Raw genomic sequence first — 19,092 nt, forward strand, 5'->3', positions numbered from 1 at the left:
TGAGCCATGCCTCTTGCATTCGGATGGAGAAGTCTGCCAAGTTGCCTGTCCAATCTTTCGGGCCTCGTCCGAAAACATGTCGCTCGGGCGCCTCGGGCCGCCCGGCAAGTCACGGTCGAAAGCGGTAGCATCCATGCGTATAACAATTGAGCGGTCGAACCTCCTGAAGTCGCTGAACCACGTGCATCGCGTGGTCGAGCGTCGCAACACGATCCCGATCCTGTCCAACGTGCTGCTGAAAGCCGATGGCACGAACCTCGACATGAAGGCGACCGACCTCGACCTTGAAATCACCGAGGCGACGCCCGCCAATGTCGAGCAGGCCGGCGCCACCACGGTTCCCGCGCATCTGCTCTACGACATCGTGCGCAAGCTGCCCGACGGTTCGGAAGTGCTGCTGGCCACCAACACCGACGGCAGCTCGATGACGGTGGCCTCCGGGCGTTCGAAATTCTCGCTGCAGTGCCTGCCGGAATCCGATTTCCCGGATCTCACCGCCGGCAGCTTCAGCCACTCCTTCAAGCTGAAGGCAGCCGATCTGAAGATGCTGATCGACCGCACGCAGTTTGCGATCTCCACCGAGGAGACGCGTTACTACCTCAACGGCATCTTCTTCCACACGATCGAAAGCGGCGGCGACCTGAAGCTCAGGGCTGTCGCCACGGATGGCCATCGCCTGGCCCGCGCCGATGTCAGCGCTCCTTCGGGCTCCGAGGGCATGCCTGGCATCATCATCCCGCGCAAGACGGTTGGCGAACTGCAGAAGCTCGTGGATGCACCGGATACGATGGTCACCGTCGAAGTCTCCGACGCCAAGATCCGCCTGACGATCGGCTCCATCGTCATGACGTCGAAGCTGATCGACGGCACCTTCCCGGACTATCAGCGCGTCATCCCGGCCAATAACGACAAGGAAATGCGGGTCGATTGCGAGACCTTCGCCCAGGCCGTCGACCGCGTCTCGACGATCTCGTCCGAACGCGGCCGCGCCGTCAAGCTCGCTCTGTCCGACGGCCAACTGCTGCTGACGGTCAACAACCCGGATTCGGGCAGCGCGACAGAAGAAGTTGCCGTCGGCTATGAGATGGACCCGATGGAAATCGGCTTCAACGCCAAGTACCTTCTCGATATCACCGCACAGCTTTCGGGCGATTCTGCCGTGTTCCTGCTGGCCGATGCCGGCTCGCCGACGCTCATCCGCGACACGGCCGGCGACGACGCGCTTTATGTGCTGATGCCGATGCGCGTGTAGCGAAACCAAAGCGCCCTTCATGCGTTTATTCAAACGCAGGGGCGCTTTTATTTGGTCCTTTGTCGATTGCGACATTTTCCCTCGTTATTGCGGCATCCTATTGCAAGAACGCCGAGAAAGAATATGTAAGTCGCAACCATAACATCTGGTGGGGGGAGAGCATGGCGCTGCGTCTCAAGGAACGGCTGGGCAAGAAGTTCGACGAAGAGATTCGTTTCTTCAAGGGCATGATGCAGGGACCCAAGACGGTCGGCTCGATCGTCCCCACCTCGTCGATCACGGCCCGCAAGATGGCTGGTGTCATCAACCCGCAATCCGGCCTGCCCGTGCTGGAGCTCGGGCCGGGAACCGGGGCGATCACCAAGGCGATCCTGGCGCGCGGCGTCGAGCCGCAGAACCTCGTCGCCATCGAATACTCGACCGATTTCTACAATCATCTCGTGCGCCGTTACCCAGGCGTCAACTTTATCAACGGCGATGCCTTCGATCTCGATACGACACTCGGCGTGCTGCGTGGCCAGACCTTCGATTCCGTCGTATCGGGTATCCCGCTTCTCAATTTTCCCATGAAGGCGCGCGTCGCGCTTCTGGAAAGCCTGCTGGACCGCATGCCACCCGGTCGCCCGGTGGTGCAGATTTCCTACGGGGCTGTCTCGCCGATCATCGCCAAGCCGGATCGCTACCATATCCGCCATTACGACTTCATCGTCCGCAACATTCCGCCGGCCCAGCTCTGGGTCTATAGCCGCGGCTGAGACAATCGCTGGGAAATCCATGTACGCTCTTTATATTACGCATCCACAGGTGCGCATCGATCCGGATGTGCCGGTGCCGCAATGGGGCTTGTCCGAAATAGGCGCCGAGCGGGCGCGACTGGCCGCGAGCCGACCCTGGGCCGGCAAGCTCGGCCTTATCGTCTCCAGCGGCGAGCGCAAGGCCATCGAAACGGCCGAGGCTTTGGCGACGGCAAGCGGCGCACCGATCGAAGTCATCGAAGCCACGCATGAAAACGACCGCAGCGCCACGGGCTTTCTCGCGCCACCGGAGTTCGAGAAAGCGGCGGACTGGTTTTTCGCCCATCCACATGAAAGCTTCAAAGGCTGGGAACGCGCCATCGATGCGCAGGCAAGAATCGTCTCCAACGTCGAGGCCGTTCTTGCGCGGCACGATCCGAACGAGCCGATCGCCTTCGTCGGTCATGGCGGTGTCGGCACCCTGCTGAAATGCCATCTGGAGGGAAAGCCGATCGCGCGGCAGGGCGATCAACCTCCCGGCGGTGGCAATCTTTTCTGTTTCGACCTTGCGAAGCGCGCCGTCTCATGCGACTGGACACCCATGGAAGACTGGATGGGATGGGCTTGATATGACCGCACGCGACCGCTTGATCGTTGGACTGGATGTTCCAAACCTTCAGGAGGCCGAGAAAGTGGTCGGCGCCCTCGGCGACGATATTCTCTATTACAAGATCGGCTATCAGCTCGCCTTTGCCGGCGGCCTGGAATTCGCCCGCGATCTTGCCGCCAGCGGCAAGAAGATCTTCCTCGACATGAAGCTGCTCGACATCGACAACACGGTGGCTTCGGGCGTGGAGAACATCGTCAAGATGGGCATGTCGATGCTGACTTTGCACGCCTATCCCAAGGCGATGAAGGCGGCCGTCGAAGCTGCGAAGGGTTCCGATCTCTGCCTGCTCGGCGTCACGGTACTGACCTCGATGGATGAAGGAGACCTGATCGCCGCCGGTTATGAATATGATCCGCACACGCTGGTGCTGCGCCGGGCCGAACAGGCCCATCTCGCCGGCATGGGCGGCATCGTCTGCTCGGCGGAGGAAGCCGCCGCGGTTCGCAAGATCATCGGACCGGATATGGCGCTGGTAACCCCCGGTATCCGACCGGCAGGCAGCGACAAGGGCGACCAGAAGCGCGTGATGACACCGGCCGCCGCTATTCAAGCCGGCTCCAGCCATCTCGTCGTCGCACGACCGATCGTCAAGGCGGCCGACCCGAGGCAAGCCGCCTGCGCCATCCTCGCCGAGATCGACGCAGCAATCTAAACGACCAGAACAAGCAGGGAGGAAAACATGCCAAAGGGATATTGGATCGCGCGCGTGGATGTCCGCGACCCCGAGCGTTACAAGGATTACGTTGCCGCCGCCAAGCCTGCCTTCGAGAAATACGGCGCGAATTTCCTTGCCCGTGGCGGAGCGTTTACCCCGCTTGAGGGACAGGCGCGCGGCCGCAATGTCGTCATCGAGTTTCCGTCGCTGCAGCATGCCGTCGATTGCTACAACTCGCCGGAATACCAGATCGCGGCCAAAATCCGCCAGCAGGTCGCAGACGCTGAAATGGTCGTCGTCGAAGGGGTTTAAACCCTTTGAAAAGCCGACGCTGCAATGCAGCGCGATAGCACTTCACCTCGGCGCCCGGATCGGCTAAGACGAAACCCAGATAAGCCCAATCCAAGCCTTTCGAGGAGCCTGCCATGACCCTGTCCAACCTCCCGCCGCTCGTCACCGTGTTCGGAGGATCAGGTTTCATCGGGCGGCACGTCGTGCGTGCGCTTGCAAAGCGCGGCTATCGCATCCGTGTCGCCGTTCGTCGTCCCGATCTTGCCGGTTTCCTGCAGCCGCTCGGCAATCTCGGCCAGATTTCGATCGTCCAGGCCAATGTGCGCTATCGCAACTCCGTCGACCGCGCCGTCGAAGGCGCACAGCATGTCGTCAACTGCGTTGGCATTTTGGCGCCGAGCGGCCGCAACACCTTTGAAGCCGTGCAGGAATTCGGCAGCAAGGCCATCGCGGAAGCCGCCCGCGGTGTCGGCGCCTCGCTGACGCATATTTCCGCGCTTGGCGCCGATGCCAATTCGGCTTCGGCCTATGCCCGCACCAAGGCTCGCGCCGAAGCCGCGATCCTGTCGATCAAGCCGGATGCCATCATCCTGCGTCCCTCGATCGTCTTCGGTCCGGAGGATGAGTTCTTCAACAAGTTTGCCGACATGTCGCGCACGGCGCCGTTCCTGCCGCTGATCGGCGGCGGCAAGACGAAGTTCCAGCCCGTCTACGTCGAGGATATCGCCGAGGCCGTTGCCCGCAGCGTCGACGGCAAGCTGAAGGCCGGAACGACCTATGAGCTTGGCGGCCCGGAAGTGCTGTCCTTCCGCGAATGTCTCGAGACGACGCTGTCCGTCATCAACCGGAAGAAGTCGCTCGTCTCCATTCCCTTCGGCCTCGCCTCTCTGATCGGCTCGGTCGCCTCGCTGGTGCCACTCATCAAGCCGCCGATCACCGCTGATCAGGTAACGCTTTTGAAAAGCGACAACGTCGTTTCCAAGCAGGCGGAAGCAGAAGGACGCACCTTGAAGGGCATCGGCCTGTTGCCGACGTTGCTCGTCTCCGTGCTGCCGTCCTATCTGGTGCGTTACCGCCCGCAAGGCCAGTTCACGGGCTCTGGCAAAGCTGCCTAACGATTCGGCTGTTCTGCGAAATTGATGCGCCGCCCGGCTTTGCCGAGCGGCGTTTTTTATTGCCCCACGAAGACAGAATCGTACTTCAAGGCGCTGGCAGAGCCTCACCATTCACAGCTTGGCGTTGCTCAAAAGACGCAGTGTGGAAATAGTAGCATTAACGTCAAATTTAATATGAACATTTATTGCTATTGCTCATCTCACTGACTAACACAGCCGCGCGTCCCAGGCTTGGACAATGAACCGGTCCGTGGCGCGCTTCACACTTCTGCGGAAAGGCATTTTTCGATGGGCAAGTCTATCGCGCTTTTGTTTGCGTGCGCGGCACTGGTGATTCTCGCAGGCTCCTTCGTGGCCCGCGGCAGCATCGCTTCGATCAAGGGCGAGTGTGCGCCGACCTACGGCGTCGACCCCTGCACGACGGGTTCCATCGACACGTCCTCCCCGAACTGATCGGGTATGAAAAAGGCCGGTTTTCACCGGCCTTCGCTTTTTCCAGGATTGCAGTACGGACGATCGGCCTCAGCCGAAATAGAGCCCGATCAGGCCGACCGTGCCGACGGCAATGCGCCACCATGCGAAGGGGGCGTAACCACGGCGCGACACGAAGTCGAGCAGAGCACGCACGACAAGCAGCGCCGAGATGAACGCCATGACGAAGCCGATGACGATCAGCTGACCATCCGCGAAGCTGAGATCGTGGCGGCTCTTCCACAAATCCAGCGTGAAGGCGCCGACCATCGTCGGCATGGCGAGGAAGAAGGAAAATTCAGCGGCCGAGCGCTTGTCGGCACCGAGCAGCAGAGCACCGACGATGGTGGAACCGGAGCGTGACGTTCCCGGGATCATGGCCAGGCACTGGAAGAAGCCGATCTTGACCGCCATCGGCCAGGAGAATTCATAGGCGCTGGTGTATTTCGGCTTGAATTCGATCCTGTCGATGACGAGCAGGACGATGCCGCCGAGGATCAGCGAGATACAGATGACCTTCGGCGAATCGAACAACACGGTCTTGATGAAATCATGCGCGAGCGCGCCGATGACGGCAGCCGGCAGAAAGCCGAACAGGACGGCGAGTACGAAGTGGCGAGCCTTGACGCTGACGGGCAGCGCCTTGGCGATCTGGACGAGGCGATTGAAATAGACAAGCAGAATGGCGAGAATCGCGCCGAGCTGGATCAAAACTTCAAAAGTACCGGCCGATTTGAAGCCGAGAAAGTGTCCAAACAATATCAGATGGCCTGTCGAGGAGACCGGAATGAACTCCGTAAGCCCCTCCACAAGGCCCAAAACCAACGCGATAATAATTTGTTCAGCCATATCGTGTCCTTTGTCTAACGGCAGGGCGGCCCGATTCGCTTGTGCAAACTAGGCCAAGATCCTATAGCTTCAACCGATGACAAATGACTAGGGCCGCAGAATCGCGACCCAAAAAGACTCCATAGCATCAATCAGAAACACCCGAGTACCAATGCCGACGCTGTATCATCACCCAATGTCATCTTCCTCCCGGTTCGTTCGTCTGATCCTGACGGAATATGGCTATCAGACGGAGCTGATCGAGGAACAGACCTGGGAAAAGCGACGGGACTTCCTGGCGCTGAACCCGGCCGGCACCTTGCCTGTCTATGTCGATGACAGCATGCGGGCGCTTTGTGGCGCCTCGGTCATTTCCGAATATCTCGACGAGACGCATGGCGTGCTGAAGCGCGACCGGCGGCTTCTCGCCGAAGATCCGTTCCAGCGTGCCGAAATCCGCCGGCTGACGGAATGGTTCATGCAGAAGATGGAGCAGGACGTAACGCGGCCGCTCACGCGCGAGCGCGTCTTCAAGCTGCAGATGACCGCCGAACAAGGCGGCGGCGCGCCGGATTCCAAGGTCATGCGCATGGCGCGAGGCAATATCCGCCAGCACATGAAGTATCTCTCCTGGCTGGCAGGCTCGCGGCAGTGGCTGGCAGGCGAACGGCTGAGCTATGCCGATCTCGCCGCCGCGGCCTCGGTTTCCGTGCTAGACTATCTCGGCGAGATCGACTGGACGGAATCGCCTGTTGCCAAGGAATGGTACCAGCGGCTGAAGTCGCGCCCCTCCTTCCGGCCGATCCTGGCGGAGCGTGTGCGTGGCGTCACCCCGGTTTCGCATTATGCCGATCTGGATTTCTGACGAGGGCTCGATATGCCCGATGATCGCGAAGCGGAAAAAACTGACAAGCGCCGGAAAGCATTGACCGCCTTCCTACGGGAAGAAGCGCTTGCACAGGGTTTCGATCTCTGTCGCATCACAAGGCCGGATGCCATTCCCGAAGCCGCTGTCAGGCTCGGGGAATTTCTCGATAAAGGCCATCACGGCACCATGGGCTGGATGGCGGAGACGCGCGACCGGCGGGGCGATCCGCGCGTGCTCTGGGGCGAAACCCGTTCCATCGCCGTCTTCGGCCTCAATTACGGCCCTGACGAGGATCCGCGCGGCATTCTGGAGAAGAAGGACAAGGCGGCGATCTCGGTTTATGCCAGAAACCGCGATTATCACGATATCATCAAGGGGCGGCTGAAAGAGATCGCCACGCGCTTTGCGGCGCGCTCAAAAGAGGATGTCAAGGTCTTCGTTGACACGGCGCCGGTCATGGAGAAGCCGCTCGCCGGCGCAGCCGGCCTCGGATGGCAGGGCAAGCACACCAATCTCGTCAGCCGCCACTTCGGTTCCTGGCTCTTTCTCGGCTCGATGTTCACCACGGCCGATCTCGAGCCGGATGAGCCGGAGATAGACCATTGCGGCTCCTGCCGGGCCTGTCTCGACGTCTGCCCGACCGCTGCCTTTCCGGCTCCCTATCAGCTCGATGCGCGCCGTTGCATTTCCTATCTCACCATCGAGCACAAGGGACCGATCGATCCAGAACTGCGGCCGCTGATCGGCAATCGTATCTATGGCTGTGACGACTGCCTTGCCGCCTGTCCCTGGAACAAGTTCGCCAGCGCCGCCTCGGAAATGAAGCTGGTCTCGCGGGACGATCTCAAGGAGCCGTCGATCGCCTTCCTGCTTGATCTGGACGATGCGGCCTTCCGTGCCTTCTTCAGCGGCTCGCCGGTCAAGCGGATCGGCCGCGACCGGTTCATCCGCAACGTGCTGATCGCCGCCGGCAATTCCGGGCAACGCTCTCTTATAGGGAGATGCTGCGAATTGACCGGAGACCCCTCGCCCGTTGTGCGCGGCATGGCGATCTGGACGCTGTCACGGCTGATGACCGCTGGCGAATTCAGCGCATTTGCGGCACAAAGAGGCGACGAAGCGGACGAAGAGGTTCGCACCGAATGGGCATTGGCGGGAGTATTATGATGCATGTGATGATTTTCGGCTGCGGTTATTCCGGAACCGCCATCGCCAAGGCCTTCGCAGGCGCCGGCATTCGCATCACCGGTACGACCCGCTCTGCCGACAAGGCCGAGCAGCTGACGAAGGAAGGCGTCGAAGCCTTCGTCTTCGACGGCGAGACGCTCGATCCGGCGCTTGCCGAAGCGATGCAAACCGCAACGCATCTCGTGCAATCGATCGCGCCCGGCAAATCGGGCGATCCGCTGCTGCGGCTGGCGCATCTCAATCTCAAGGCGCTGATGCCGAAGCTGGAATGGATCTGCTATCTCTCGACCGTCGGCGTCTATGGCGACCACAAGGGCGCCTGGGTCAGCGAGCAGACCTCGCTGCATCCCATCGCCGATCGCTCCGTCGAACGGGTGGAGGCGGAAGACGGCTGGCTGCGGGTCGGCATCAGACTCAGTCTGCCCGTCGCCGTGCTCCGGCTTTCCGGCATTTACGGCCCCGGCCGCAATGCCTTCTGCAATCTGGAAAAGGGAACGGCGCGGCGACTCATCAAGGCGAACCAGGTGTTCAATCGTATCCGCGTCGAGGATATCGGCGGCTCCGCCCGCTTTCTGTCCGATCGCAAGCTCGGCGGCATATATAATGTCACCGACGACGAACCCGCGCCGCCACAGGATGTCGTTGCCGAGGCTGCCCGTCTGATGGGTGTCGAACCACCGCCGGAACAGCCGTTCGAAACGGCAGAGCTGACGCCGATGGCGCGCTCCTTCTATGGCGAGAACAAGCGCGTTTCGAACGCGAAATTGCGGGCGCTCGGCTTCCCCTTTCGCTACCCTGAGTATCGTATGTCGCTCGCCGAACTCTGGTCCTCGCAACATTGGCGCGGCTGAAAAACCGCTCGGCATATCAACCGGAATCGCACGAAAATTCCTACTTAGCCGGCTGGCTTAGTTCAATTTACTCCGTATTTAAGGTTAACGACCTCTAAAAATGCACAAATGCGGCAGCGATTATGGCAAAGTCGGAAAATTATTTTTTCGATTTTCGTGATCCCTGGCATCGGCGCGCACTCGCGAGAAAATTCATTCCATTTTTAACTGATTTTATTAGGTTTTTTCCAGAATCAAGCAAATTCGCCGAATAGCCATAGTATTCCCTTAATATCACAAATGTTACAGCCTGTAACACTCCGTGATTAATGATGGCACTTTTTCGCCATTTTTGGCCTGATTTAAGCCCCGCCGCCTACCCAGGGCGCAAGTTCAATAGCTTGAGGGAAAAATCGGTTTGAAGAAACTCGCACGTTCTTTGGCAATCGCCGCAACTATATCCGCCTCCTTTGCTGTCGTTTCGACACCGGCATTTGCATCCGCTGGCTGCGGAGGCGCTTCATGGTACGGGGGAAGCTCCAAGACTGCTTCCGGGGAACGTATGAGTTCCAAAAATCTTACTGCAGCCCATCGCTCGCTTGCCTTTGGCACGCGCCTTAGGGTCACCAACAAGCACAATGGCCGCAGCGTCGTCGTTCGCATCAACGACCGTGGGCCTTTCATTCGCGGCCGCGTTCTCGATCTCTCCCGCGCTGCTGCTCAGAACATCGGCATGGTCGCTTCGGGTACCGCCAAAGTCTGTTACGAGGTCGTTGCCTCGAAGTAATCGCCGGAAGCCGGAACGACCCGGCAAATCGGCATGACGCTTGCTCTCCCGGCCAATCGCGGCTACCACGCGATTGAGATGTCTCAAAATCCGCCGCCATGGGCATTGCTCGCGCGGATTGGCGAGCCGTCAGCGGTTTTGGTAGGGCGCAGATTCCCAGGATGAGCTCCAATGAGTTCCGGGTCATGCGCAAGCAGGAGAGTGTGGATGCGTCTGGGCGGCCGATTGCAGGGGGCCATCGAAGTTCTTGCCGATATCGAAACGCGCAAGCGACCAGTGGCCGATGCCCTGAAGGATTGGGGCCTTGCCCATCGCTTCGCCGGTTCCGGCGACAGGGCCGCGATCGGTAATATCGTCTATGACGCCCTGCGCATGCGCCTATCCCACGCCTGGCTGATGGGAGACGACAGCCCCTCGGCACTCGCCCACGCCGTCCTCTTTCGGCAATGGGGCCTGACGCCCGGGGCATTGGCTGCCGAGCTCGATGGCGATAAGTTCGCCCCCGAAGCTCCAAGCCCAGAAAATCTGGCCGCCTTTGTGGCCCGCAAGCTCGAAGATGCGCCGCCACATATTCAGGGCGATATTCCCGAATGGGTCGAGCCCTCCTTCAGCCAAGCCTTCGGCGACGGCTGGCTCTCCGAAGCGCAGGCTCTCTCCGAACGTCCGACACTCGACCTTCGCGCCAATGCGCTGAAGGCCGACCGCGCCAAGGTCGTGAAGGCGCTGGAACGCGCAGGCGCTCAAGCCTCGCAGATCGCCCGTTTCGGCATCCGCATTCCCGCCGGCGAAGGCGCGTCCCGCCTGCCGAACGTGACCGCAGAGCTCTCCTTCCAGAAGGGCTGGTTCGAGGTGCAGGACGAAGGCTCGCAGATCGTCGCCGATCTGGTGCTGCCCGAAGAGGGCGACCAGGTGCTTGACTATTGCGCCGGCGGCGGCGGCAAGACGCTCGCCATGTCGGCGGCCATGCACAACAAGGGCCAGGTCCACGCCTATGACAGCGACCGGCGGCGGCTTGCGCCAATCATCGAACGGCTGAAGCGGGCTGGGACCCGCAACGTTCAGGTCCATGACGAGCGCAATGGCCTGCTTTCGCTGCGCGGCAAATTCGACAAGGTTCTGGTCGATGCGCCCTGCACCGGCACGGGCACCTGGCGGCGCCGTCCCGATACGAAATGGCGGCTGACGCAGAAGAATCTCGACGAGCGCACCAGCCAGCAGCAGGAAGCCCTCGCCCAGGCCGGCGAGTTCGTCCGCCCCGGCGGGTCGCTGCTCTATGTCACCTGCTCGGTTCTGCCGGAAGAGAATGAGGCTCAGGTGACCCGCTTCGCCGCCCGGAATCCGGACTTCGAGGTGGTGGAAACCATGAGCTCCTGGGAGAAGCTGTTCGGCAGGGACGCCCCAAAGCCGCGCTCCTCCGACGGCAAGACCATTACGCTGACACCAGCCTCCACAGACACGGACGGCTTCTTCTTCTGCCGCCTGCAGCGGAAGATATGAGCTGAACTCCATCCACTCGCGGCGGATTATCGCTCTGGAAATCACAGAAGGGATGTGACGACAGTCGGATGGCCAATTGTGGCCAACCGGTCGTGCTGTCGTCACCCTACATCAACCGCCCCGCCAACAAGCTGCCAAGCGGCTTACATCCGTGCATCTGCAGGCGAATCCATTTCGGTTGCAGCGCCTGGACCCGTGGCTCCTCGTCTTAAAATCATTCTAAACTAGAGCGTTTGACACAAGTTTGTTTTTCATACATGACACAAATTGCCAAGTTTTGACGGTGCCCCCCGCTGTCACAGGAGAGGAACATGAAACTAAAGATCAATGTTGGCACCGCGCTCGCGGTGGCCGTTGTCACGACCGCCACATTCAGCCTGCCGGCCCTTGCAGCCACTCCAGAGCCGGCTGCCGTTCTCAAGCATTATGCTGATGTGGCGCATGCCAAGTATCAGGACTCGCTGACGACGGCACAGGCGCTCGACAAGGCGATCGACGCTCTGCTCGCCAACCCCAGCGACAAGACGCTGAAGGCGGCGCGCGCCGCCTGGATCAAGGCTCGCGTCCCCTATGCGCAGACGGAAGTCTATCGCTTCGGCAACCCCATCGTCGACGATTGGGAAGGCAAGGTGAATTCCTGGCCGCTGGATGAGGGCTTGATCGACTATGTCGACGCCTCCTACGGCACGGAAAGCGACGAGAACGCGCTCTATGTCGCGAACGTCATCGCCAACAAGACGATCAAGATCAACGGCAAGGATGTCGACGCCTCGCATCTGACGCCGGAATTCCTGTCGGGCACGCTGCATCAGGCTGGCGGCGTGGAAGCCAACGTCGCGACGGGCTATCATGCCATCGAGTTCCTGCTCTGGGGCCAGGACCTGCACGGCACCGGACCGGGTGCCGGCGAACGCCCAGCCACCGACTATGACCCGAAGAATTGCACGCACGGCAATTGCGACCGCCGCGCCGAATATCTGAAGTCTGCCTCGACGCTGCTCGTTGCCGACCTCAAGGACATGACGGAAAAGTGGGCGCCGGACGGCGAAGCGACCAAGAATGTCGAGGCCGATCCGAAGGCTGGCCTTACCACCATCCTGACCGGCATGGGCTCTCTCTCCTACGGCGAGCTTGCCGGCGAGCGCATGAAGCTCGGCCTGCTGCTGCACGATCCGGAAGAGGAACAGGATTGCTTCTCCGACAATACCTATAACGAGCACAATGGCGACGCCATCGGGATCGCCGCCGCCTATACCGGCAATTACACCCGTGTCGACGGCACCAAGATGAAAGGCCCGTCGCTGCATGATCTGGTCAAGGCCAAGGATGCAGCGCTCGACAAGGAGATGGAAGGCAAGCTCAACACCACGCTTGACGCCATGAAGGCCCTGGTGCATCGCGGCGAGACGGTCGAGAAGTACGACCAGATGATCGGCGAAGGCAACAAGGAAGGCAACGCCACGGTTCAGAAGGCCATCGACGGCCTGCTCGACCAGACGAAGAGCATCCAGCGCGTCATCGCCGCTCTCGATCTCGGCACGATCAAGCTTGAAGGTTCGGACAGCCTGGACAACCCGAACTCCGTCTTCAAGAAGAAGTAATGAGGGAAGGTGGCAGCGCGTCTACGCGCTGCCACCCCGATACCCATGACAGTTTTACCGGCCAATCGCGCCCTTTTGCCCGCCATCGCCGCGGGTTTTTTGGTTTTTTCCATTACGCTGGCAGCCGCCGACATCCTCGATTTTCCGACCACGCGCAGCGATCTTTCCGCCGAAGAGCTGAAGCGCGTGCGCGACGTGACCCGCGCGACCAGCAATTTTCTCAAGGCCGAACCCTATGAGACGATGCAGGGCGGCAGTCTGACCTCGATCGACAAGCTCACCCGCGATATCTTCTCGCAGCCATCCGCCAATCTGAACCCGGAACTGGGCCAGGATTTTCATCTCGGCAACGCGCTCTTCCGCAAGCTCTGGGTCTCCGCCCCCTCCTCCACCCAGGCCTCGGATGGGCTAGGGCCGCTGTTTAACGCGCGCTCCTGCCAAAGCTGCCATGTCCGCGATGGACGCGGCCATCCGCCTGAGGAAGTAGGAGCGGCCGCGACCTCGATGGTGCTGCGCCTTGCACGGCCTGCCGCAACGCCGGAAGAGGAGCAGGCCGTCAAGGATTTTCACGCGCTGAATTTTCCGGACTCCACCTACGGCGCACAGCTGCAGGATCTCGCCGTTCCCGGCCTCGCCGCCGAGGGCAAGGTAACCGTCCGCTATAGCGAGGAGACGGTGACGCTTGCCGGCGGGGAAACCGTGACCTTGCGCAAGCCGATGTACGGTATCAGCGATCTCGCCTATGGGCCGATGAACGTCAACACCACGATTTCGCCGCGCATCGCGCCGCCGATGATCGGCCTTGGCCTGATCGAAGCCATTCCGGATGCCGATATCCTCGCCAATGCCGACCCGGACGACAAAAAGGGCACCGGCATACGGGGCCGCCCCGCCATTGTCCGCGATCATCGCACTGGCCAGCTTGCGCTCGGGCGCTTCGGCTGGAAGGCCCAGAATGCGACCGTGCGCGACCAGGTGGCCGACGCCTTCTCGATCGACATCGGCATTTCGACGCCGGACCGTCCCAATCCCTATGGTGACTGCACCGCCAAGGAGCCACAGTGCCTGGCCGTGCCGAACGGCGTGCAGGAACGCCTTGGCACGACGGAAGCACCGGACCCGGTGCTTCCTCTCGTCACCTTCTATTCCGAAAATCTCGCCGTCCCGGCCCGCCGCACGACGAGCCAGCCTACCGTACTGCACGGCAAGGATATGTTCTACCGCTCGGGCTGTGCGGCCTGTCATACGCCGAAATTCGTCACGCGCGATGGCCTCAAGGGTAGCGACGGCAAGGATTCGCCGCAGGCCTTCCAGCTGATCTGGCCTTATTCCGATTTTCTGCTGCATGACATGGGCGAAGGCCTTTCGGATGGGCAGCAGGTGGGCGTGGCATCCGGTCGCGATTGGCGCACGCCGCCGCTCTGGGGTATAGGCCTGACACAGACGGTCAGCGGCCAGCAGGCCTATCTGCACGACGGCCGCGCCCGCACCTTGACCGAAGCCATCCTCTGGCACGGAGGAGAGGCGGAAAAAGCCCGCAACGCATTCGCCGGTCTTTCAAAAGACGACCGGCAAGCCCTCATCAACTTTCTGGAGTCCCTCTGATGCGCCACTGGAAACGTCTTGCAGCCAGCCTACTGCTTACCGTTGCGGCCTTGCCTGCTCACGCCGAGGACGCGACGACCACCGGCGCCGGCCTGAACGAGGCCGCCGTGCCGGCAACCCTGCAGAAGGCCGTGGATGACGTGATCCGCCCCGGTTACCGCGCCATGCATGAGTCCGCTTCGAAACTAACGACGGCGATCAAGGCGCTTTGCGCCGATCCCACGGACGCAACGCTTTCCGGCGCGAAGTCTGCCTTCGGCGATACGGTGAAGAGCTGGTCGCGCATCGAGATCGTCGACACCGGCCCGATCATCGAAAAGAACCGCTTCGAACACATCCTCTTCTATCCCGACCGCAAGGGCGTTGGCCTCAAGCAGGTGCAGGCGCTGATCGCCAAGGCCGACGAACACGACACGACCGTCGAGGCCATCGCCGGCAAGAGCGTGGCGCTGATGAGCATGACGGCGTTGGAATATGTGCTCTTCGGCAACGGTTCGGACGTTCTCGGCAAGGAGAAGCAGAGCTTCCGCTGCCGCTATGGCGCCGCTGTCGCCGGCAATATTGAAAATACGGCCAAGGAGCTCGCCGACGAATGGGACGCGCCCGACGGCGTGCAGAAATCCTGGAAGTTTCCGGGCAAGGACAGCAATGATTTCATGGACAACAAGGAGGCCGTCACCGCACTGCTCGGCATCCTCGTGCATGGCGCGGCCAATGTGCGCGACCAGCGGCTGGAAACCTTCTACAAGGGCGATCAGGTAGCCGCACGGCCGAAGATGGCGATCTACTGGCGCTCGGCCAACACCTGGACCTCCTTTACAGGTAATATCGAGGGGCTGAAGACACTCTGGGAAAAGGCCGATATGGCAAGCCTGCTGCCGGCGGACAAGCGCGCTGCCGCCACCAAGATCGACGGCCTGCTGAACGAGCTTGCGACGACGGCGCCAACCATCAACCCGGATATCGAGATGGCTATCGGTAACGATGCGGAGCGCGCGAAGATCGACAAGCTGCTCGCCGTCAGCCGCGACCTCGCCACCAGCTTCAGCGATGAATATGGCGGCGCCATCGGCCTTTCAGCCGGCTTCTCCTTCGCAGACGGAGACTGAGCGTGATACGCAGCGGCCTGATCGATCGGAGAGCCTTCGTCAAGGCAGCAGGGCTGACCTTCCTCGCGGCGCTGAAGCCCGGCGCCTTGATGGCGTTGGAGCGGGCGGATGCAGTCTATGCTTCCGGCATCCGCACCGCCAACGGCTCCTTTGCCGTCGCGACGGTGACGGAACAGGGCCGCATCGTCGATCAGGTCGCGCTGCCCGCCCGCGCGCATGGCATGGCCTTTTCGAGGGCCACCGGCAAGACGGTCGCCTTCGCGCGCCGGCCCGGCACCTATGCGATGATCTTCGACCCCTGGAACAAGGCCGAGCCGATCGTGATTGCCGCCAAAGAGGGGCGGCATTTCTATGGGCATGGCACGTTTTCGCCCGACGGCAGACTGCTCTATGCCAGCGAAAACGATTTCGATTGGAATCGCGGCATCATCGGGCTTTACGACAGCAGCAATCGCTTTGCCCGCATCGGCGAATACGAGACCTATGGCGTCGGCCCGCACGACATGACGGTTTCGGATGATGGCAGGTATCTGATCGTCGCCAATGGCGGCATCGAAACCCATCCGGATTTCGGCCGCACCAAGCTCAACCTCGACCATATGGAACCGTCGCTGACGCTGATCGATGCCGCCAGCGGGCGGCTGATCGAGAAGCACACATTGCCGCCGCAATATGCCCAGGTCTCGACCCGGCATGTCGATATCGATGCAAGCGGCCGCGTCTGGTTTGCCTGCCAGTATGAGGGCCACCGCAACGACCTGCCGCCGCTCGTCGGCCATTTTGCGAGGGGCGAGGACCTGAGCTTCGTCACGCTGCCCGACGATACGACGCGGGCGCTTGGCAACTATGTCGGCGCCATTGCCGTCAACCGCGCTGAAAACCTCGTCGGTGTGACGTCACCGATCGAAGGGACGTCGGTAACGCTGGATGCGAAAACCGGCAAAGTACTGAAAGTGGAGAGCATCGCCGATGCGGCCGGCATCGCGCCGGCTCGGCATGGCTTTGCCGTCTCGTCCTACGACGGCGATTTCCTGAACGAGCACAGCGACGTCGCCTGGGATCAGCATATCGTGCGCATCGCACGCGGCTGATCGTTAGCTGAACTGCCCTAAGCAAGGCTGCCGGCTTCGATGAAGCATCGGCAACGCCGTCGCCGCATTTAGCATATGCGCCCGCACGCACCGCGGCGCCATTTTCCCCGTCCCTTTCCGCGACGGCCTGGATGATGGCCTCGTGCTGCGAATACGGTTGGACAACAACTCGCGATGTTCAGCCGCGTCATCCAGCCCTTCCATCATTCGCAGCTCTCCGAGATCAACCAAGGCTTGTATGCAAAAACGTCGATTCTCATGGTCTCCGCATACAAATAACCAATCACGCAACCGTTACGCATCCAATTATTGACTAAAGAAGCCTCTTGGAATACAAAACCAATCGACAGCCTCGCTTTTGCATACACAAGGCAAGCTCGACGCTGAACCGGAATACAGGATCGGGCATATTTGATCCGCTTGTTCGGTCAGATGCCGCTCCGAGAGATACAAGATTTCAGAAGCTTCACCGTTCCGACATTCGGCGCGGACGGCTTTCTGGTGTCCATTTGTCCTCTAAACCATAGGGATCACGATGATGATGATGACCAGACGGAATTTCTCGACCGCAATTATCGCCGGTGCCGCCGCTTCCCTCATTTCCACGCGCAGCATGGCCGCCAGCAACCCAGCTTCCGCCTCCGGAGCGGCTAAGTCTGCACCGTTGAAGGCCCGCAACGTCGTTCTTGCGCATGGACTTTTCGCAGACGGCTCCTGCTGGACGGAGGTCATAGCCCGGCTGCAAGCCAAGGGGCTGAACTGCACGGCCGTGCAGAACCCGTTGACGACGCTCCCCGAGGCCGTCGCATCGGTCCAGCGCGTTCTCGATCGCCAGGACGGCCCGACCGTCCTCGTCGGCCATTCCTTCTCCGGCATGATCGTTACCGAAGCCGGCGTGCATCCGAAGGTTTCCGCGCTCGTCTACGTCGCGGCCCGCGCGCCGGATGCCGGCGAAGATTATACGGCACTCGCCAAGACATATCCGACACCACCTGCCTCGGCCGGCATCGTCTTCGACGGCGATGAAGGGCGGTTGAGCGAGGAAGCTTTCCTGCGCGACTTCGCCGGCGACCTCCCCAAGGCGAAGGCCGAGGTGCTTTATGCCGTGCAGCAGCCTTTCCAGAAGGCATTGCTGACCGGAAAGACCACCCAGGCCGCCTGGCGCAGCAAGCCGAGCTGGTATGCCGTTTCCACCGAGGACAGGACGATCAATCCGGATCTGGAGCGCTTCATGGCCAAACGCATGAGTGCCAGGACCATCGAGGTGAAAGCCAGCCATCTCGCGCTGATCTCGCACCCCGATACGATCGCCCACCTGATCCTGGAAGCTGCCGGGCATTGACCGATTGCGGCCTAGCCCTTCCTGGCAAACTCCGCCTGTTCCGCCGTGACTGCCGTGGCTGCCGCCTTGGCGGCCATGCGCAGCCAATCGGAGCTGCGGGCATCGAGATCAGCCAGAATGCCGGGAATGAGCGAAGCATCGTTGGCGTGGCAATTGGCGATTTCGAAGCCCATCAGGTCCAGCATGTCAGGCGACAGCAGCACGTCTGCATCGCCTTCCACCTCGATCTTGCGGCTGTTGGGCGACAGGCGGCGCACCAGCAGGTTTCCATCCACCTGATACCGCGGGTCCAGCGAGCGCGCCCGTCCGCCGGCAATGATCCCTGTGCGGATCGTCTTGTTCGGCGGATCGTGCTTCAGCGCCCAGCCGGATTGCAGCAAGGCCTTGACCTCGCGCAGCACCGGACCACCGCGCCATTCGGCATAGGCGACGAAGCGCGGGCGACCGAGGCTACCCGTGCCGGCGAGACGCGGCTTCGGCTCGAATACGCTTGCCGGATCGGGTAAAGCCTTCTGCAGCGCCTTGAGATAGCGGTCGCCCACGGGGGCATTTGCCGGCGGCAGGTTGCGATATTTTTCCCAGAAAGCCTTGCGTTCGGCATTCGGCAGCAGCACCACATTGCGCAGCCATTTGTAATCGCGTTCGAGGATGACGGGCGAAGGCTCGCGCAAGCCGCGTCGATAGCCGGCAAGGATGCTGTCGGCAACCACGCGCGGCGTCGGACCATCCTCGCTGCGCGCCAGGATGGCGCTCGTTGCCAGCCGCACGAGATCGAGTGCATAGGGCATGACGGCCGCCTCGTCGAAGTCATTCGCACCCCAGACGAGCCGCCCTTCCTCGTCGCGCCAGGTGCCGAAATTTTCCAGATGCGTATCGCCGATCGCCAGCAGCGGCGGCGCGGACTTGAGCTCGGGGCAGATGTCGAGGATGGTTTCGGCCCAGCGCCAATAGGTGCCGCGCAAGAAGGAGAAGCTGTCGGCCTTCATCAACTTGTGTTTCTTGTCCAGCCCCACCTCGACCAGATCGGCGCCGAGCTGCGCCCGCATCCAGGTCTCGTAGGCTGTCACCGATTGCCGGATCGTCGTCATCTGCGCCCCCGCCACAAGCTTGATCGCTTCGGATAGCATGGCGATCCGATCGTGGAAATTCGATGTCTGA

At 61.3% G+C, this 19,092-nt stretch carries 19 protein-coding genes; 17 read left to right on the top strand and 2 right to left on the bottom strand.

The genetic code is table 11. The features are described from left to right. Positions 1-133: 133 nt before the first annotated feature. The 7 genes from dnaN to AC13Q5_RS22790 all read left to right on the top strand — a co-directional run bounded on the left by dnaN (position 134) and on the right by AC13Q5_RS22790 (position 5,170). Complete coding sequence (gene dnaN / locus AC13Q5_RS22760; RefSeq protein WP_488503224.1) at positions 134-1,252, top strand: DNA polymerase III subunit beta; 1,119 nt, start codon at positions 134-136, stop codon at positions 1,250-1,252. A gap of 161 nt (positions 1,253-1,413) precedes the next feature. After that, entirely contained in the window at positions 1,414-2,007 is a 594-nt protein-coding gene (gene pmtA / locus AC13Q5_RS22765; protein WP_075856619.1) for a phospholipid N-methyltransferase PmtA, read from the top strand. A 19-nt stretch (positions 2,008-2,026) separates the two neighbouring features. Continuing rightward, positions 2,027-2,614: a histidine phosphatase family protein gene (locus AC13Q5_RS22770; protein WP_488503225.1), complete on the top strand. Its 588-nt coding sequence runs from the start codon at positions 2,027-2,029 to the stop codon at positions 2,612-2,614. Position 2,615: 1 nt separating this feature from the next. Further along, on the top strand, positions 2,616-3,308 hold the full coding sequence (gene pyrF / locus AC13Q5_RS22775; RefSeq protein ID WP_488503226.1) for an orotidine-5'-phosphate decarboxylase: 693 nt from the start codon (positions 2,616-2,618) through the stop codon (positions 3,306-3,308). A gap of 27 nt (positions 3,309-3,335) precedes the next feature. After that, positions 3,336-3,623: a DUF1330 domain-containing protein gene (locus AC13Q5_RS22780; protein ID WP_075856622.1), complete on the top strand. Its 288-nt coding sequence runs from the start codon at positions 3,336-3,338 to the stop codon at positions 3,621-3,623. A gap of 113 nt (positions 3,624-3,736) precedes the next feature. After that, positions 3,737-4,717, top strand: coding sequence for a complex I NDUFA9 subunit family protein (locus AC13Q5_RS22785; RefSeq protein ID WP_488503227.1), 981 nt, complete (start codon positions 3,737-3,739; stop codon positions 4,715-4,717). A 288-nt stretch (positions 4,718-5,005) separates the two neighbouring features. Beyond that, positions 5,006-5,170, top strand: a complete 165-nt coding sequence (locus tag AC13Q5_RS22790) for a hypothetical protein (protein ID WP_167459855.1) — start codon at positions 5,006-5,008, stop codon at positions 5,168-5,170. 69 nt (positions 5,171-5,239) lie between these two features. Here AC13Q5_RS22790 and AC13Q5_RS22795 read toward each other — a convergent pair whose 3' ends face one another. Continuing rightward, entirely contained in the window at positions 5,240-6,037 is a 798-nt protein-coding gene (locus AC13Q5_RS22795; protein ID WP_488503228.1) for an undecaprenyl-diphosphate phosphatase, read from the bottom strand. A 151-nt stretch (positions 6,038-6,188) separates the two neighbouring features. On the opposite strand from AC13Q5_RS22795, the gene AC13Q5_RS22800 reads away from it, so the two are divergent. The 10 genes from AC13Q5_RS22800 to AC13Q5_RS22845 all read left to right on the top strand — a co-directional run bounded on the left by AC13Q5_RS22800 (position 6,189) and on the right by AC13Q5_RS22845 (position 17,934). Then, the gene (locus AC13Q5_RS22800; RefSeq protein WP_015338534.1) at positions 6,189-6,881 is read left to right on the top strand and encodes a glutathione S-transferase family protein; all 693 of its coding nucleotides are present in this window, start codon (positions 6,189-6,191) and stop codon (positions 6,879-6,881) included. Positions 6,882-6,893: 12 nt separating this feature from the next. Then, on the top strand, positions 6,894-8,051 hold the full coding sequence (gene queG, locus AC13Q5_RS22805; RefSeq protein ID WP_488503229.1) for a tRNA epoxyqueuosine(34) reductase QueG: 1,158 nt from the start codon (positions 6,894-6,896) through the stop codon (positions 8,049-8,051). Further along, the gene (locus AC13Q5_RS22810; protein ID WP_488503230.1) at positions 8,051-8,923 is read left to right on the top strand and encodes an SDR family oxidoreductase; all 873 of its coding nucleotides are present in this window, start codon (positions 8,051-8,053) and stop codon (positions 8,921-8,923) included. The genes queG and AC13Q5_RS22810 overlap by 1 nt, the downstream gene beginning before the upstream one ends. 397 nt (positions 8,924-9,320) lie before the next feature. After that, complete coding sequence (locus tag AC13Q5_RS22815; RefSeq protein WP_075856627.1) at positions 9,321-9,689, top strand: septal ring lytic transglycosylase RlpA family protein; 369 nt, start codon at positions 9,321-9,323, stop codon at positions 9,687-9,689. A gap of 207 nt (positions 9,690-9,896) precedes the next feature. After that, entirely contained in the window at positions 9,897-11,186 is a 1,290-nt protein-coding gene (locus tag AC13Q5_RS22820; protein ID WP_488503231.1) for an RsmB/NOP family class I SAM-dependent RNA methyltransferase, read from the top strand. 311 nt (positions 11,187-11,497) lie between these two features. Continuing rightward, positions 11,498-12,787, top strand: coding sequence for an imelysin family protein (locus tag AC13Q5_RS22825; RefSeq protein WP_488503232.1), 1,290 nt, complete (start codon positions 11,498-11,500; stop codon positions 12,785-12,787). 45 nt (positions 12,788-12,832) lie between these two features. After that, positions 12,833-14,392 carry a di-heme oxidoreductase family protein gene (locus tag AC13Q5_RS22830; RefSeq protein ID WP_488503233.1) on the top strand — a complete coding sequence of 520 codons (1,560 nt, stop codon included), beginning with the start codon at positions 12,833-12,835 and terminating at the stop codon, positions 14,390-14,392. Then, positions 14,392-15,501 (top strand): imelysin family protein, encoded by a 1,110-nt coding sequence (locus tag AC13Q5_RS22835; protein ID WP_488503234.1) that lies wholly within the window; start codon positions 14,392-14,394, stop codon positions 15,499-15,501. Before AC13Q5_RS22830 ends, AC13Q5_RS22835 begins: the two co-directional genes overlap by 1 nt. A gap of 2 nt (positions 15,502-15,503) precedes the next feature. Beyond that, positions 15,504-16,592 carry a DUF1513 domain-containing protein gene (locus AC13Q5_RS22840; protein ID WP_488503235.1) on the top strand — a complete coding sequence of 363 codons (1,089 nt, stop codon included), beginning with the start codon at positions 15,504-15,506 and terminating at the stop codon, positions 16,590-16,592. Between the two features lie 538 nt (positions 16,593-17,130). Beyond that, entirely contained in the window at positions 17,131-17,934 is an 804-nt protein-coding gene (locus AC13Q5_RS22845; protein WP_457881098.1) for an alpha/beta fold hydrolase, read from the top strand. 11 nt (positions 17,935-17,945) lie between these two features. Here AC13Q5_RS22845 and AC13Q5_RS22850 read toward each other — a convergent pair whose 3' ends face one another. Beyond that, positions 17,946-19,022 (bottom strand): DUF2252 family protein, encoded by a 1,077-nt coding sequence (locus tag AC13Q5_RS22850; protein WP_457881097.1) that lies wholly within the window; start codon positions 19,020-19,022, stop codon positions 17,946-17,948. Positions 19,023-19,092: the final 70 nt, after the last annotated feature.

Source organism: Martinezella sp. CNPSo 3964 (assembly GCF_057784375.1).

What these genes read in the sequence shown, in the direction of transcription:
- AC13Q5_RS22850 (WP_457881097.1), bottom strand. Translation starts at nt 19,022, where the DNA reads ATGACGACGATCCGGCAATCGGTGACAGCCTACGAGACCTGGATGCGG.
- AC13Q5_RS22835 (WP_488503234.1), top strand. Translation starts at nt 14,392, where the DNA reads ATGCGCCACTGGAAACGTCTTGCAGCCAGCCTACTGCTTACCGTTGCG.
- AC13Q5_RS22800 (WP_015338534.1), top strand. Translation starts at nt 6,189, where the DNA reads ATGCCGACGCTGTATCATCACCCAATGTCATCTTCCTCCCGGTTCGTT.
- AC13Q5_RS22830 (WP_488503233.1), top strand. Translation starts at nt 12,833, where the DNA reads ATGACAGTTTTACCGGCCAATCGCGCCCTTTTGCCCGCCATCGCCGCG.
- AC13Q5_RS22820 (WP_488503231.1), top strand. Translation starts at nt 9,897, where the DNA reads ATGCGTCTGGGCGGCCGATTGCAGGGGGCCATCGAAGTTCTTGCCGAT.
- AC13Q5_RS22770 (WP_488503225.1), top strand. Translation starts at nt 2,027, where the DNA reads ATGTACGCTCTTTATATTACGCATCCACAGGTGCGCATCGATCCGGAT.
- AC13Q5_RS22790 (WP_167459855.1), top strand. Translation starts at nt 5,006, where the DNA reads ATGGGCAAGTCTATCGCGCTTTTGTTTGCGTGCGCGGCACTGGTGATT.
- pmtA (WP_075856619.1), top strand. Translation starts at nt 1,414, where the DNA reads ATGGCGCTGCGTCTCAAGGAACGGCTGGGCAAGAAGTTCGACGAAGAG.
- AC13Q5_RS22795 (WP_488503228.1), bottom strand. Translation starts at nt 6,037, where the DNA reads ATGGCTGAACAAATTATTATCGCGTTGGTTTTGGGCCTTGTGGAGGGG.
- AC13Q5_RS22825 (WP_488503232.1), top strand. Translation starts at nt 11,498, where the DNA reads ATGAAACTAAAGATCAATGTTGGCACCGCGCTCGCGGTGGCCGTTGTC.
- AC13Q5_RS22845 (WP_457881098.1), top strand. Translation starts at nt 17,131, where the DNA reads ATGATGATGACCAGACGGAATTTCTCGACCGCAATTATCGCCGGTGCC.
- AC13Q5_RS22780 (WP_075856622.1), top strand. Translation starts at nt 3,336, where the DNA reads ATGCCAAAGGGATATTGGATCGCGCGCGTGGATGTCCGCGACCCCGAG.
- queG (WP_488503229.1), top strand. Translation starts at nt 6,894, where the DNA reads ATGCCCGATGATCGCGAAGCGGAAAAAACTGACAAGCGCCGGAAAGCA.
- pyrF (WP_488503226.1), top strand. Translation starts at nt 2,616, where the DNA reads ATGACCGCACGCGACCGCTTGATCGTTGGACTGGATGTTCCAAACCTT.
- AC13Q5_RS22810 (WP_488503230.1), top strand. Translation starts at nt 8,051, where the DNA reads ATGCATGTGATGATTTTCGGCTGCGGTTATTCCGGAACCGCCATCGCC.
- dnaN (WP_488503224.1), top strand. Translation starts at nt 134, where the DNA reads ATGCGTATAACAATTGAGCGGTCGAACCTCCTGAAGTCGCTGAACCAC.
- AC13Q5_RS22785 (WP_488503227.1), top strand. Translation starts at nt 3,737, where the DNA reads ATGACCCTGTCCAACCTCCCGCCGCTCGTCACCGTGTTCGGAGGATCA.